Genomic DNA, 15,536 nt, shown 5'->3' with positions numbered 1-15,536 from the left:
TAAATCGTAAAAGTTAAAACTATGGATTTTGAAGGACTATCCCAAAAGCCAGCAGGATATCCTTTCAGTTTTCCCCCCCAAGGAAAGCAGCTGGACGGTCATAGTCAAAAGAAAACATCATCCAAAAAAATAGGTCCTAGAAATGCTCTTCCTCCCTATCTTTCTGGTCAAAACAAAAAACATCCGCCTCCCCGCAAACTAGGTTACCATAAAAAAGATGGTCTAGCCCAAGGTGTTCTGCAACATTCTACCTTTCCTTCTTCATCTACTGGAATTTCCTTCCCATCTAATGGCCGAATTTCTTTTCCCAAAGCAGAAAATAACAGCAATAAACAAAATGCTAATCCTCACCACAGCCTTCCAGATCCGATTGCTGAACGAGCAATAAAAAAAAATCATCCCCCACCTAAGAATCTCCCTTCAACTTCCCCAACTTCGGCTGCGCCGACTAAAAAAACTTCTACTTTCTCTGCCCGGAGAAAATGGGTGGGGTTTCTTTTACGAGCTTTTCTCTATATTGGGACTATAACTGCCGGATTGGGTACCTATTACTCTTTCAGGGAAACTCGGGTTAATGGATGGATAGCGGTCAAAGGGATATCCATGCCCAAAGAGATTTATATTGTTCACGATTTTTCAGCTGACATTAAGGCATTAAAAGACAATTATTTTAATGAGATTGGACCCTGCTTGGAAGAAGTCCAGAACAAAAAGGAGAATCTCAAAAAAGCGAGAACTGATCTTACAGCTCTTAATGAAAGAATCAGGTTACTCAAACAGCAGGAACATGTTGCTGAAACAGAAATTCAAATTGTCGCTAAAGAATATCAGGAAAAAGTTGATCAAATCTGGAAAACCGAGGGTGCACTCCTTGATCAAGAATTTGATAAAAAACTTGAAGAACTCAGAGAGCGTTTTAAACAAAAAGCCCTGCAATTAGGCATCGATTTCAACATTTCATCGGCTGAAGCAAATTCTCCTGAAGCTTGGGTCAATGCCTATAATCTTGCCTTGTACAATCCTCCCCCTGAAATAGACCCTGTCAAAGAAAGGCAATGGGCCGAAGAGGAATTAAAAAATTGGCACAACTTTGAAAAAGAAAATGAAAAGAAAAGAGAAGAACTCAAAATCAAGACCAAAGAAATTCAGGCTGAAGTTGGACCCAAAGTCCAAGCCTTACGAGAACAAATACTACGCATTCAGTCTCGTATTCAGGACAGCCAGCTCGAAATCACACCCCTGGAACAAGAATATGCTAACAACGAAAGAGAACTAGCACAAGCAGAAGAAACAGAGAGAAAAATAAAAGAACGTTTTTTAAACGATCTTGAAAAGATACCTCAAAATAGCGTCAGGGAAAAAATACCCTTAAGTCCTGAAGGATATTTTGAATGGCGAAGGCTTGATCAAAATCCCAAGTTTAGTCCTGGTCAATATTTCTTATGGGTTGTTATAAAAAAAGAAGGTAAAGAATGGTGGTCCCTTTTTCCCTTTCCGATCAATGCCTATGCTTTAACTGAAATTGTTGTTCTGCCCGAAAGCTTTGTCCCTATAGATCTTTTTTTAAATTAAAAGCATTTCTTTTTTCACTGCTTCTATTTTTTTATAATACCTAGTCTCTGAAAGCTTTCTTTTAAGTCGAGCACCGAAGGTTGCCCAAGAGCCGCAGGCTTGTCTACATAGCCATAAACAAGACGTGATCCCAAAGCCGATAAAACCACCCGAGAAAGTGTCGAATAGTCACCTATACCCATTAAAGCCCATGGAATATCTGGAAACGAAAAGAACAGATTCGTCAAGGCCTTAAGCTGAGAAAGGTTTTCAATTCTAACAGCCAGCTTTACAAAGTCGGGTTCAAGTTGTTGTATCTGAGGAAGGGAAGAAACAAAGCCGTCAAGATCTAAAAAACGATCTAAAGTGTGGATAGAAAGAATAATTTTTTTCCCCCCTTTTTTATAAAGAGAATAAACTTTAAAAATCTTGGATAATTGCTGCCACTCCAAATCCACGCTATCCACAAAAGGATAAAATCTCTCAAAAAGATCTGACCGTTCAGAATCAGACAATTCGATCAAGCCTCCTTCTTTTTTTGATCTGATCGTAAGCAAAGCTGGAAGAGAGCGACAACAAAGGGCTCCCTGCAGTTCAGCAATAGCCTCTTTTAAGCTCAGCTCTAAAAGGATTGAGTCCAGGCGATATTCCAGAAGATCGATAGGAAGATGGTTCTCAAAAGCAGATTTAATTCCATATCGAGTTGAAATGGAACCGACGATGATCAAGGATTTTTCTATTGGAAAATTCATCTATACATTTAAAAAAGAATGAATTTACTTTTCTTTTTAAACACACTTAAACAAATATATGCTTGTGATGAAGATCTTATTTTCTAATACTTCCCTTTTTTTTCTCTCCTTTACAAGCTAAAAGCATATTTTTTCTTTATGGTTTAACCAGAAAACATTAACTTTATTCACAGATGAATTTAAAACAGAATACGGCTGCCCAACCCTCAGAGGCGATCTCTAAAAATTACCCCCGATTGCTAGAGGGAGGTAAGCAGTTCAGACAGAAGACCTTTTCTATCATTCGCTCCTTAAGTTCCTTTTTCGGCAATGATATTGGGATTGATTTAGGGACCGCCAATACCCTTGTTTATATTCGGGGAAAAGGGATCGTTATGAGAGAACCCACGGTTGTGGCTGTATATCAAGGGACAAAGAATGTTCTTGCAGTGGGTGAAGAAGCCAAAAGAATGCTTGGCAGGACACCCGGGAACATCGTGGCCGTAAGGCCCTTAAAGGATGGAGTCATTACTGACTTCCATTTGACCGAGTCCATGCTGAAGGCTTTTATTCAGAAGGTACAAACCCATTTTCGTCTTCGTAGACCAAGAGTTGTTGTGGCCGTTCCGAGTGGTATTACCGAAGTAGAAAGAAGGGCTGTTCAGGAATCAGCAAAACATGCTGGAGCCAGAGAGGTGTTTCTGGTTGAGGAGCCTATGGCTGCCGCGATTGGAGTAGGATTACCGGTACATGAAGCTTCTGGCAACATGATTATTGATATCGGAGGAGGGACTACGGAAGTAGCCATTATATCCCTTTCTGGGATAGTTTATAGCCGCAGTGTACGGGTAGCGGGTGACGAGATGGATGAAGCTATAGTCAACTATTTAAGAAGGGCTTATAATTTGATGATCGGGGAGAGGACTGCAGAAGAAATTAAAATCAAAATCGGTTCAGCTTATCCTTTGGAAAAAGAGACAGTCATGGAAGTGAGAGGTCGGGATTTGGTTGCGGGGTTACCTAAAACCTTGACAATAACTTCCCAGGAGGTAAGAGAAGCGATGATGGATCCCATTTCGGTTATCGTCGAATCTGTACGGGTTACTCTGGAAAGATGTCCTCCAGAACTTTCAGCTGACCTAGTCGAGCGAGGAATAGTACTTGCTGGTGGGGGTGCCCTCTTGCGAGGTATTGATAGGCTATTAGCGGAAGAAACCGCTCTGCCTGTATACATTGCAGAAGATCCCTTGAGCGCTGTGGCTGAAGGGACAGGAAAAATACTTGAAGAATATCAGTACCTCAATAAAATTGCAAAATCAGCAATGCATTAAGAGATAGTTTTCCTTGAAACTTCCTTTTTTTCACATGCGCAAATCTTCGGTAGAAAAAGAGAGTTCTACCTTATTTGAAGAAAAAGACGAAAATGCCTTTTCAAAAATTGCTTATTATAGAGCGGCTATTTTCATTTTTTTAGGCGCTCTATTCTTGATTTTCATTGGACTTGTTCTACCCAAGCCATGGCAAAATTCAATTCATCGGTTCGGATTGGAAGTCTTTTCCCCTGTGATTTGGATTTGGGACAAGATCGTTAAAACCATCGATGACTATACTTTGAGCCTTAAGACATTGGACCAAGTGCAAATTGAACTCAAAGAACTCAAACAAAAAAATGCACAATTGGCGATGGAAAATAGCTATTTGTCTCATCTGCGCCAAGAAAACGAACGGTTAAAGGAGATGCTTTCTTTTCGTCATTCTTCCAGGTACCGACTACTAGCCTGCAGGGTAATAAGCAGGGATCCCACAAATTGGTGGAACGACATACTGATTGATGTGGGTTGGGCAGATGAAAGTGAGCTTTACTCGGATTTACCTGTCGTCACTCCAAGAGGGGTTGTCGGAAAAACAGGGATAGTGGCAAGGCATACAACCGAAGTTATTCTTTTGACGAATGAAAACTGTAAAATTTCGGCGATGACTGAAGTCTCAAAGGACCAAGGGCTTGTTATTGGTGCAGGAACAAACAAAGAAAACAAACCTTATTCGCGTATGGTTTACCTGCCAAGGAACAGTCAGGTAGGAGTAGGAGAAAGGGTTTTAACCAGTGGGCTTGGAGGTGTTTTTCCCCCAGGTTTATACATTGGAAGCGTCGTCCAGGTTGAACCTTTGGATGCTTCTCATAACTTTGGACTTTACAGGGAAGCAATCCTTGATACCGGAGTTGATTTAATGCAACTCAATGAAATGTTTGTTATTTTGATTGGAAAACGCGAATAAGTTCTTTAGACCATGGTTTCTCTTTTGGTTTTATTTTTGATTACTGGATTTCTTTCAGTTTTCGGCCAAATGATCATTCCTGATTTATCATTTTTTAATTCAAAACCTGAGTTAAGCGCTCTTCTTGTTATTTATTTTACACTCAAAGTCCCTTTTTTTTACGCATTCAGTTTTGCTCTTTATGTAGGGATTCTTTCGGATGTCATTATGCCTGGCATTTTTGGAACAACTTCCCTTGGCCTGACCTCTCTTTTTCTTTTTGTTAGTTTCCTTAAACCCTATCTAGATAAAATAGGGAATCGCTGGATGATTTTTCTTTGTGCAGCCGTGGGAATTTTTTTCTATTCCCTCATTGACTATCTTCTATATGAACTTGAAAGCCACCAGTGGCATTGGTCCATGGAATTTTGGACAAAGCTCGTTGCCATTCCTTTTTTGTCTACTTTATTAGCGGTCCCTTTATATTTCATTCTGGATCTTTTCTTTTTTCTTCTCCATATTCCAACAACCAAAGAAGAACTTTTTCCCTCTTTTTCACAAAAGGATAATAATTTATCTTAGAAATATTGGATGTAGAAATTCTTAACATGACGACTCATCCCTCCAGTTTACGCCATTCTGTGAGATTTAGAATTATCATCCTTGTCGTGGGGGTTGTTTGCTCCATGATGATACTATTATCTAGGCTATGGGTAATCCAGGTCTACGAAGGCAAGTCTTATGCTTCCAAATTAAAAAATCAAACAACTATTTCCCTCCGTTTAGCGGGTGCCCGAGGACCGATTTTAGATAAAAATGGTATCGGACTGGCCGAAAACAGAGCGATGTTTGAAATCGATCTTTATCTTGACGAGTTAGTCAGGGATTTCCCTCGAAGGCATAAAGGAAAAATTCCTCGAATTGAGGTACAAAGAATAATGGGAGGTAATGTCGTTCTGAGAAAAGAACCGGATATTTACAAAATTGTGATGATTGATCTGGCTCCCATTCTCAAAGCTCTGCGATTAGCCGTAAAACTTGACCCCAAGGAACTCCAAAGGCACTATTTTGTAAGCCCCTCTGTTCCTTATTCGGTTAAAACGGATCTCGATTATGCTACGGTAGCCCGATTCGAAGAACAAAACCTGGGGGTCCCAGGTATATCCATCTCAGTTAAACCCATTCGATATTACAATTACGGGGCTCTAGCATCACATGTCCTTGGCTACGTTGCCCCACCCGATGATAAGGAAAGAGTTGCAGCAGATGGTATCTCGCTGGATATGGTGGGCAAATGGGGTATTGAAAAATACATGGATGGACAGCTTCAAGGCAAACCTGGAGGCAGGATCCTCCGTGTCAATTACCGGGGATATGTGGTCAATGAAGAAAGCTATATTGCCCCACAATTGGGTGATTACGTCTATTTAAGTCTCGATACAAGGATCCAATACATTGTAGAAACTGCCCTTCGCACGGTAGGAAGAGCAGCAGCTGTGATTGTTGATCCTAATACGGGTGATATTCTGGCAATGAGTTCGGTCCCAAACTTCGACCCTAACGATTTTATTCCAAAGATATCTCAAGAGAACTGGCAAAAACTTATCTCCGATCCTACAAATCCCTTGGTCAACAGAGCGATTTCTTCCTACCCTCCTGGATCGACTTTTAAACTCTTAATCGCTTTAGCCGCTTTGAAATCCGGGGCCATTACCCCTAAAACGGTGATTAATTCCCCTGCGGCTATTTATATCGGGGATCATCTGTTTCATGACTGGACGAAATCGGGTCGTGGCGACATTACTCTGTATGACGGTATCCGCTATTCATGCAATACCTTTTTCTACCAAGTAGGCATAAAAACAGGAATCCAAAATATTGATCAGATGGCATCTTTAGCTGGATTTGGTCAACCTACAGGCATTCCTTTGCCCGGTGAATCGGCTGGAATTCTTCCAGGGCCCGAATGGATGAAACAAAAATATCCTCTTGAAAGATGGTCGACCGCTCATACGGCCAATATTTCCATTGGGCAAGGTTTCCTACAGGTGACTCCTATTCAAATGGCTCTTTTTGTAGCTGCAATCGCTAACGGAGGCACCCTGTATTACCCTCGCATAGTTCAAGGAGTTGCTAATAATAATGGGGAAATCAAAATTTCTGTCCCTCCTCGAGTGCACTCTCAACTTGATGTTAATCCTCAGGACCTTGAAGCGGTAAAAGCGGCTATGCTTGGAGTGGTTGAAGATGGTACGGGAGCGAACGCTAAAATTGATGGGGTAAAGATTGCGGGAAAAACCGGTTCAGCTCAAGCCACTAAAAAACTTAATGGCAAACTCTATAAAGACACACGCGCCTGGTTTGTAGGTTTCGCTCCCTACGAATCTCCTCGGTATGCTTTCTGTATCATGGTAGAAGGAGGTGTGAGTGGAGGCGCTACCGCCGCTCCTATAGCAAAAAAGATTCTTCAAGGCATTTTTGACATCGAAAAGGGTCATAACCCTGAACTCACTTATCTAAAACCGGCCATTGGAAACTTCAACGGACTGACCGAATTTACAAAACATGAATCTGAACCTTCCCAACCTGCCCCTTCTTCCTCTAACCAGCATGAAGAAGAGGATACGGATAACTGATTATGGAAAACCATTCTTTTACTGAACAAAATCCAACAAGTAGGAAACAGAAACAATTCAGTTTTTTTGATCAATTTTTTAAATTTAACTGGTTTCTTTTTCTTATCGTGCTCGCTTTATCCCTATTCGGTATCACCGTGGTTTACAGCGCTACTTATTCAAGTTCAAGTGCAGAGTTTCGGAACGCACCCTTTTCCCAGTTTTTATGGCTACTGATAGGACTCGTTATTTTTTTTATTGTTTCTTTTTTGGATTATCATTTCATCGTTAAATGGAGTTGGATTTTTTTTCTGCTAACCATTCCACCCCTTATCCTTGTACTCCTGATAGGTCAAACGGTTAATGGAGCCAAAAGCTGGCTTCGTTTTGGAGGGTTTGGTATTGAACCTGCTGAGTTAAGTAAACTAGCATTTATTCTTTTTGGAAGTTTTTGGATAGATCGATTCAAAAATAGACAGCTTATAGCCTTTTCCACACTGTCTATTGCTGCAATCATTCCGGTGATCCTTATTCTTAAGCAACCCGCCCTGGGTTCAGCAGGAGTATTTATCCCTATTCTCTTTGCCTTGCTTTTTATTGGGGGCCTTAAAAAACGCTATTTACTCATTCCCATCCTCTTTATATTGGCTGCTTTACTCTATGCCTATATTGGAGTTGCTCATTTGGGCTGGGATATTCCGGGTTTAAAGCCATACCAGATGAACCGTATTCGAACTTTCTTTGATCCTAACCTCGATCCGTTGGGTTCAGGCTGGACAATCAACCAATCTTTGATCGCCATTGGGTCAGGAAGTTTTTCGGGGAAAGGTTTTCTTAAAGGGACTCAAAATATGCTTGGGTTTCTGCCGAAGAATATCGCTTACAACGATTTTATATTTTCGGTCATTGGAGAAGAATGGGGATTTATTGGAGGCAGCTGTGTGATTTTGGGCGAAGGGATAGTGCTCTTATTGTGCTTGCGAGCTGCTTTTTTTGCAAGAGATTTAATGGGTTCACTTGTTGCTGGTGGGGTAGCGGCAATGCTTTTTACCCATATATTTGTTAACATAGGCATGACCATAAAAGTCGTACCCATTACCGGAATCCCCTTGCCTTTTATCAGTTATGGGGGAACTTTTTTAATTATTTGTTTAATTGGATTAGGTCTTGTAGAAAGCATATGGATTCGACGGCAACCAAAATAATCATCTTTTATTCAATCTACCTTATCTTTTCTTGTTCACCGGTAGTCATGGAACTTTACAAACCTACAACCGGCCTTGACTTCTCTTATACAGCAGGTCAGGCAGATGGAGATTTTCGTTATGATTTTCGATCGTATCAAACAACTGGTTCGTCATCCCAAAAAGAAATCAAACAAAGAAATAGCGATAAGCTGTGAACCTTTAGAAAGGCGTGTTGCCTTACTTGACGAAGGACTTCTCGAAGAATTTGCGATCGAGAGAGGGAGTCAAAAAGAGATCGCATCAAACATCTATAAGGGAAGGGTCAACAATGTTGACCAAGGATTAAAAGCCCTTTTTGTGGATATCGGCATCGGGAAAAATGCATTCCTGCATTTCTGGGATGCCATTCCTGCAGCCCTTGACATCGGGGTTGAGCTTTTTGAAAGAAAAGGAACAAAATCAAAACTGCGTCCTATTCGAGCTGAAGATATTCCAAATATTTATCCTCCCGGTTCCGAAGTAATAGTCCAAGTCACAAAGGGGCCTATTGGGACAAAAGGTCCACGAGTAACAACAAACGTCACTCTTGCAGGAAGGTACCTCGTCTTGATGCCTTATAACGAGCAGTTCGGTATTTCCCGGAAAATTGAAGATCCTAAAGAAAGAGCAAGACTGAGGAAAATTTTAAATGAACTCAATATTCCTGAAGGGATGGGGCTTATCATAAGAACTGTGGGAGAAGGCCAAAAACTAAGGTATTTCGTAAGGGATCTAGCGATGCTTTTGCAGAAATGGGATGCAATAGAGAAAAAAATGAAAGAATATCCTGCACCTGTTTTACTCTACATGGAGCCCGATCTAATAGAAAGAACCGTGCGGGATTTTCTGACCGATGACGTGGAAAAGATCTACATTGACGATGAAAACGAAGTCAAGAGAATCAAGGATCTTGTTTCATTGATCTCCAAAAGATCACAAAAAAAAATCATTTATTACAATGAACCTATACCTCTTTTTGAAAAGCTCAATATCGAAAAACAGATAGACACGGCTTTCATGCGTAAAGTTGAGCTGCCCAGTGGGGGTTATATTATCATTGATGAAACCGAGGCCCTGGTTGCTATTGATGTGAACACGGGGAAAGCCAAGGTTGGGAAAGATCAAGATAATACAATCCTTAAAACCAATATCGAAGCAGCCATTGAAATATCCCGTCAACTTAGGCTCAGAAACATAGGGGGACTTGTTGTAATCGATTTTATTGACATGAAATCTCGTAGAGAACAGCATATGGTTTTCGAAAAACTCAAAGAATGCGTTAGAAAAGACAGGGCAAAAATAAATCTTCTTCCCATATCTTCATTCGGGCTTGTGGAAATGACCCGGCAAAGAGTCCAAGAGAGTATCTGGCACTCTCTCTACATCCCCTGCCCCCACTGTCATGGCCGGGGAATGGTGAAATCCCCTGAGACAATGAGCATAGAAATCCAAAGAGCGATCAATAGGGTCATCCGACTCCATCCGGAAATAAAAGAACTAAGAGTTTTTTTAAACAGTTTTGTTTTAGACAGATTAAAATCCGAGGATGAAGAGTTGCTTGTTGATCTAGAGCGCAGAATGCAGGGCAAGCTTTATTTCAGAACAGATCCTCGGATCAATTACGAGGAATTTAAAATCGTTAATGCTCAGACAGGAGAAGATATTTTATGATTTTGATACTACATTCCACAGAAAAACCATTTTTTGACTAAAGAAAAAAAATCAGCTCTATTTGATTTAAACTCATCTACTTTTTTGGCTCATTCTTTAATTAAAAAAAAAGATCGTCTATATTGAAAATTATGAGAATCTCATACCAGAACCTTCTTTCCCTTCTCCCCTACTTAGGCAAAAACCAGACCCTAAATATATTTTCTCTATCGATTGCTTCTTTTGAAACTATTATAATATAAAAGTTTTACTTTTATAATGTCGAGATTGAAAAAGTCCTAAGCCAATCAACCTCATATGCTAGATATTAATCTCATCAGGCATAACTTACAACAGACCAAGCAGAAGATAGCGCACCGGGCTAAGGAGCTAGAACCCCTCATTGATCAAGTCTTTGAGCTAGATATCAAGAAAAGAGGCTTGCAGACTGAAATAGAAAAATACCGGGCCTTAAGAAACAAGCAAAGCAAAGAAATTGGTCTAAAAAAACTCAAGGGGGAAGTCGATGAAGGACAATTCCTGGAGTTAAAAAAAATAGGATATCGAATAGAGGAAATGGAAAAGGAATTGATCCAGCTCGAAGGCGATATCAATAGAATACTGCTTTCTCTTCCTAACCTAGCTCATGATTCTGTTCCCATTGGTGGAGCCGAAGCCAACAAGGTTGTAAAAACATGGGGAGAACCCCTGCAGCCTACCTTCCCCTTGAAACCTCATTGGGAAATAGGCAAAGAACTTGGAATACTAGATCTCGAAAGGGGGGCAAAACTTTCTGGCAGTGGTTTCTCTCTTTTTATGGGAAACGGAGCGAAACTGCAGCGTGCGCTGATTCAATTTATGCTTAGCTTGCATACAGAACAGCATGGATACAAAGAGGTATGGCCTCCTTATTTGGTAAACGAGGATTGCATGAGGGGAACAGGTCATCTGCCTAAATTTGCCCAGGAAATGTATTCGATAGACCGGGACAATTTCTACCTTATCCCCACTGGAGAAGTCCCTTTAACCAATCTACATAGAGAAGAAATTCTTTCAGAAAGTGCTTTGCCCTTGCGTTATGTGGCTTATACACCCTGTTTTAGAAGGGAAGCAGGGAGCGCTGGAAAGGATACGCGAGGGATCCTTCGGCTTCATCAATTCGACAAGGTTGAACTTGTCCAGATTACAAAACCGGAAAACTCTTACCAAGCCCTGGAAGAAATGGTGAACCATGCTGAAAATGTATTACGTTCCTTAAAGCTTTGTTACAGGGTCGTTCTACTCGCTTCTCAAGATATGGGATTTGGTGCAGCCAAGTGTTATGATTTGGAAGTCTGGTCTCCAGCGATACAAAGTTGGCTAGAAATATCTTCGGTGAGTAATTTGGAGAGTTTCCAATCAAGGAGAATGAACCTCAGGTATAAATCCTCCACAGGTAAAAACATATTGTGTCATACCCTAAATGGATCTGGGACTGCCCTTCCTAGACTTGTAGCCGCAATTCTAGAAAATTATCAAAAAGAAGATGGTCGAGTATTGATTCCCGAAAAAATTAGGACTTATTTTGGAGAAGAATATTTATGAAGTTAAAAGTCAAATTTTTGTTCATTTTATCATGGTTTTTCCTTTCAGCGGGTTTTTTGAGTAGCTCTTTACTGTACGCCGACTTAACCGAGTCCCAATGTGCTAAAGTAGCAAAGACTGTAGCATCGCTGCTCCAACAAGCTCATTTTTCCCAAAAACCCGCCGATGAAAAGTTGTCTTTAGTTTTTCTCAAAGATTACCTCGATGCTCTTGATTTTAGTCATATGGTTTTCCTTCAATCCGATGTTGACGAGTTCAACGAAAAGTATGGTAAAAAACTTTTTGATTATATTTACCAAGAGGATCTCAGCCCCGCTTTCGATATTTACTCTCGATATATCAATAGACTAACCGAGAGAGAAGTGTTGATCGAAGGCCTTTTGTCTATTCCTCACGATTTCACAAAAGATGAGTTTTACCAGACTGACAGATCAAAAATGCCTTGGCCCAAAACCGAAGAGGAAGCCAAGGACCTCTGGAGGAAAAGAATAAAATTTGAACTTCTTCAAGGCAAGCTGGCTAATGAAAAGCCTGAACAAACCAAAAAGACCATAGCCAAAAGATATGCTCGGCTGTTGAAAGAAATGCGGGAGGCGGATTCAGAAGAAATTCTCGATTATTTTCTCAATGCTCTAACCCATGCCTATGATCCCCATTCCGATTATCAATCACCGAGTGAAGCGAAGAATTTTGAAATCAACAGTATAAAACTCTCATTAACGGGAATTGGGGCTGTCCTAAAATCTGAAGAGGGCTACCCTAAAATCGTCAGCCTTGTCCCCGGGGGACCTGCAGATCTTGACAAAAGGTTAAAACCTAACGACAGAATTGTTGCTGTGCAACAAGAGAATGGGGAACCCGTAGATGTTGTGGACATGAAGCTCAATAAAGTAGTCGAGATGATTAGGGGAGAAAAAGGGACAAAAGTCACTCTAATCGTTATCCCCGCAGATAGTCCAGACGATTCCGTCCGGAAATCCGTAACGCTTGTCCGCGATGAGGTAAAGCTTAACGAACAACGGGCAAAGGCTTTTGTTTATGAGAGAACAAACAAAGAGGGCAAAACAGAACGATATGGGGTCATCCAATTACCTGGTTTTTATGAACGATCCAGTGACGATGTCGCCCTTTTAATTAAAAGATTAGAAAAGGAGAGAATTTCAGGCCTCGTTCTTGATTTGAGGAAAAATGGAGGAGGAATGTTAGAAGAAGCCGTTAATATGACGGCTCTATTTATTAAAGACGGTCCAGTGGTTCAAGTTAAGGATTTTCGTGGCAGAATCCAACCTTTCCTCATTTCTACCAATCGGTATTGTTATGGAGGTCCTCTTGTTGTTCTTATCAGTCGGTTTAGTGCCTCAGCTTCTGAAATTGTAGCTGCCGCATTGCAAGATTATGGAAGAGCCATTATTGTAGGGGACCAAGTCTCTCATGGAAAGGGAACAGTTCAAACATTGATTTCTTTGTCAGATTTTATGCCCTGGGATTTTCATGGTGATCCAGGAAGACTCAAGGTCACTGTGCAAAAGTTTTATCGTATTACGGGATTAACGACCCAACAACATGGGGTTTCTTCTGATATCGTGTTTCCTTCCCTTGATGATTACTTGGAAATCGGTGAATCTTCTTTGCCTAACTATCTTCCTGCCGATCAGATCAGCCCAATGAATTTTCAAAAATTAAATAACGATCTGTCATCCATTCTCCCTGTGTTACAACGAAGATCAGCACAGCGCATTTCATCAAGCCCTGATTTTATTCATTTGAATTCGGAAATCGAGATCTTAAAAAAGAAGATGTCCGAAAAGCTTGTTTCCTTGAACGAAGCGCAGAGAAAAAAAGAAAAGGAAGACTTTAATTTGCTTAAGAAAAATTATGAAGCAGCAAGAGCAGAACAAAAATCTCCCTATGACAAGATTTATGAATATGATATCGAAACGGTTAAAAATCACAAAGAACCCAAAATCATCACGTCGACCTTAGAAAAATCTACCCCTTCAACGGATTTTTCACCGGATGAATCCAAAATTCTAGATGAAAAATTTGACGATAGTATGAATAGTTCATCCAAAAATGATTTTGTGATGAACGAAACTCTTAATGTTCTTAAGGACTATATTTTCGCTCTTCAAGAACCCAAAAATATCCTCGTATTAAAGAACGAAAATTCTTAACTCGTTCTTTAAATCATCTCAAAGATAAGTAAGATTTTGAGCTCTGCCTATTCTTCTTAAAACAGAAAGATCTTTAATCTGTAATTTCCTTGACAATCTCTATCCATGCCATACCATAATTTATAAATGATAGGTGTAAGATTTACGGTAATTATTCAGATGACTAACGGTTACCGGTCTAATCTTTTACAAAAAATTGGGGACAGTGATAATACTCATTCCCAAATATCAGAAAACGCTTTAGGTATGAAGAAATCATATCTGTTTTTTCTTCATAAAGCTAAGATAGGGTTGTAACTTTCTTTATATTTCTATGTCGTCAGCCAATACAATTGAGTTGGAAGGAACAATTGTAGCTATTTTACCTGGAACGATGTTTCGAGTTGAGCTCGATAACAAGCATCAGGTTCTAGCTCATATTTCCGGAAAAATGAGAAAGAATTTTGTGCGGTTGACTTATGGCGATAGGGTAAAACTCGAAATGTCTCCTCACGATTTGACAAAAGCCAGAATACTCTATCGGGTTGATCGAGTGCATTCTTCCTCATCCTCACCTCCACCGAAGCCAAAGGTCCCGACTAAAAAGTCTTCCCCAAAACAGTCATAACTTTTAAATTTTTTTAGAAAACCGATCGTGTAGAAAATTTTTTTATATAAAAAAGGGAGAATAAAAACCGATGACCTCCCGAAATATATGGAACCTATTATTCCCAGGAGAATCAAAAGAGGATCTTTTTTAAGAGTTTTGATGTCTTCCTTTTTCCGCAAAAGAGAAGGCATTGAACATAGGCCACGGTTTCCAAAGCTCAGTGCCGGGCAGATCTGCTTAACGTGGGTAGGACACGCTTCTTTTCTTTTACAAACTCCCAAGCATAATATCTTGATCGACCCCAACTGGGCAAATTGGATGCTCATTATTAGGCGGCTAAAAAAGGCTGGAATTGCCTTGGATGCTTTGCCTTCGATTGACCTTGTGCTTGTAACCCATGCCCATTTCGATCATTTAAACAAAAAGACTCTCAAGATGATTGCTCAAAAACAACCTATTATAGTTCCCAAGGGGGTGAAAAGCCTGGTTAAAGGATTAGGTTTTGAAAAAATTTTAGAAATGAATTGGTGGGAAAAAATAGAAATAGAAGGGACAGAAATTACATTTACTCCTGCCAAACACTGGGGTGCTCGAATATTAGCTGATTTTCATCGTGGTTATGGAGGATATTGTATCAAGTTTGATGGAAGATCGGTCTATCACTGCGGAGATACCGCTTATTTCGAGAAATTCCCAGAAATCGGTCAGAGGCTAAACCCCGAAGTAATATTGATGCCTATAGGTTCCTATGACCCTCCTTCTGGACGTGATGTTCATATTAATCCCGAAAAAGCTGTTCAAGCATTTCAAGAATTAGGAGGGAAAATCATGATCCCTATGCACTTTGGCACATACCGAATGAGCTATGAACCTCTTCATGAACCTGCTTACAGACTGATCATGGCTGCGAAAAAGAAGGGGATTTTGTCTTCTGTTCGCTTTCTTAATGAAGGAATTCCTACTCTGTTCTAAATTTTTCAGTTGAGAAAGAACCATTAAATGGACATTATTAACTCTACGTTTCCTCATTTTGATCATTTTTTTTATTCGATTTGGAGCCATAGCTCAATTGGTTAGAGCACTGCCCTGTCACGGCAGGGGTTGCGGGTTCGAGCCCCGTTGGCTCCGGGAATGAATTGGGAATAAACAGTGAAAGGGCT

At 40.3% G+C, this 15,536-nt stretch carries 12 protein-coding genes and 1 tRNA gene; 12 read left to right on the top strand and 1 reads right to left on the bottom strand.

Annotation, left to right across the window (positions count from 1 at the left end):
- The first annotated feature begins 21 nt into the window (after positions 1–21).
- Positions 22–1,572, top strand: a complete 1,551-nt coding sequence (locus IT6_RS08875; RefSeq protein ID WP_206826123.1) for a hypothetical protein — start codon at positions 22–24, stop codon at positions 1,570–1,572.
- Positions 1,573–1,595: 23 nt separating this feature from the next.
- Here IT6_RS08875 and IT6_RS08870 read toward each other — a convergent pair whose 3' ends face one another.
- Complete coding sequence (locus tag IT6_RS08870; RefSeq protein WP_206826122.1) at positions 1,596–2,303, bottom strand: type I 3-dehydroquinate dehydratase; 708 nt, start codon at positions 2,301–2,303, stop codon at positions 1,596–1,598.
- 173 nt (positions 2,304–2,476) lie between these two features.
- Here IT6_RS08870 and IT6_RS08865 point away from each other — a divergent pair, with 173 nt between their 5' ends.
- From IT6_RS08865 to IT6_RS08815, 11 genes are all read left to right on the top strand, one after another.
- The gene (locus tag IT6_RS08865; RefSeq protein WP_242524199.1) at positions 2,477–3,613 is read left to right on the top strand and encodes a rod shape-determining protein; all 1,137 of its coding nucleotides are present in this window, start codon (positions 2,477–2,479) and stop codon (positions 3,611–3,613) included.
- A 34-nt stretch (positions 3,614–3,647) separates the two neighbouring features.
- Positions 3,648–4,559, top strand: coding sequence for a rod shape-determining protein MreC (gene mreC / locus IT6_RS08860; RefSeq protein ID WP_134439287.1), 912 nt, complete (start codon positions 3,648–3,650; stop codon positions 4,557–4,559).
- Between the two features lie 12 nt (positions 4,560–4,571).
- Positions 4,572–5,120, top strand: a complete 549-nt coding sequence (locus IT6_RS08855; RefSeq protein ID WP_134439286.1) for a hypothetical protein — start codon at positions 4,572–4,574, stop codon at positions 5,118–5,120.
- A 5-nt stretch (positions 5,121–5,125) separates the two neighbouring features.
- On the top strand, positions 5,126–7,174 hold the full coding sequence (gene mrdA, locus IT6_RS08850) for a penicillin-binding protein 2 (protein WP_242524198.1): 2,049 nt from the start codon (positions 5,126–5,128) through the stop codon (positions 7,172–7,174).
- A gap of 2 nt (positions 7,175–7,176) precedes the next feature.
- The gene (locus IT6_RS08845) at positions 7,177–8,358 is read left to right on the top strand and encodes an FtsW/RodA/SpoVE family cell cycle protein (RefSeq protein ID WP_206826115.1); all 1,182 of its coding nucleotides are present in this window, start codon (positions 7,177–7,179) and stop codon (positions 8,356–8,358) included.
- A gap of 120 nt (positions 8,359–8,478) precedes the next feature.
- Entirely contained in the window at positions 8,479–10,050 is a 1,572-nt protein-coding gene (locus IT6_RS08840; RefSeq protein WP_206826113.1) for an Rne/Rng family ribonuclease, read from the top strand.
- Positions 10,051–10,347: 297 nt separating this feature from the next.
- Positions 10,348–11,613 (top strand): serine--tRNA ligase, encoded by a 1,266-nt coding sequence (gene serS / locus IT6_RS08835; RefSeq protein ID WP_134439284.1) that lies wholly within the window; start codon positions 10,348–10,350, stop codon positions 11,611–11,613.
- Positions 11,610–13,787, top strand: a complete 2,178-nt coding sequence (locus tag IT6_RS08830; RefSeq protein WP_134439283.1) for a carboxy terminal-processing peptidase — start codon at positions 11,610–11,612, stop codon at positions 13,785–13,787. Before serS ends, IT6_RS08830 begins: the two co-directional genes overlap by 4 nt.
- A gap of 313 nt (positions 13,788–14,100) precedes the next feature.
- Positions 14,101–14,394 carry a translation initiation factor IF-1 gene (gene infA, locus IT6_RS08825; protein ID WP_134439282.1) on the top strand — a complete coding sequence of 98 codons (294 nt, stop codon included), beginning with the start codon at positions 14,101–14,103 and terminating at the stop codon, positions 14,392–14,394.
- Positions 14,395–14,535: 141 nt separating this feature from the next.
- The gene (locus IT6_RS08820; protein WP_242524197.1) at positions 14,536–15,348 is read left to right on the top strand and encodes an MBL fold metallo-hydrolase; all 813 of its coding nucleotides are present in this window, start codon (positions 14,536–14,538) and stop codon (positions 15,346–15,348) included.
- 82 nt (positions 15,349–15,430) lie between these two features.
- Positions 15,431–15,504, top strand: a tRNA-Asp gene (locus IT6_RS08815).
- The last annotated feature ends 32 nt before the right edge of the window (positions 15,505–15,536 follow it).

The organism is Methylacidiphilum caldifontis (genome assembly GCF_017310505.1).
Classification (GTDB): Bacteria; Verrucomicrobiota; Verrucomicrobiia; order Methylacidiphilales; family Methylacidiphilaceae; genus Methylacidiphilum; species Methylacidiphilum caldifontis.
The sequence above is the reverse complement of the archived record's forward strand: the minus strand, read 5'-3'. Positions and strand labels throughout refer to the sequence as shown.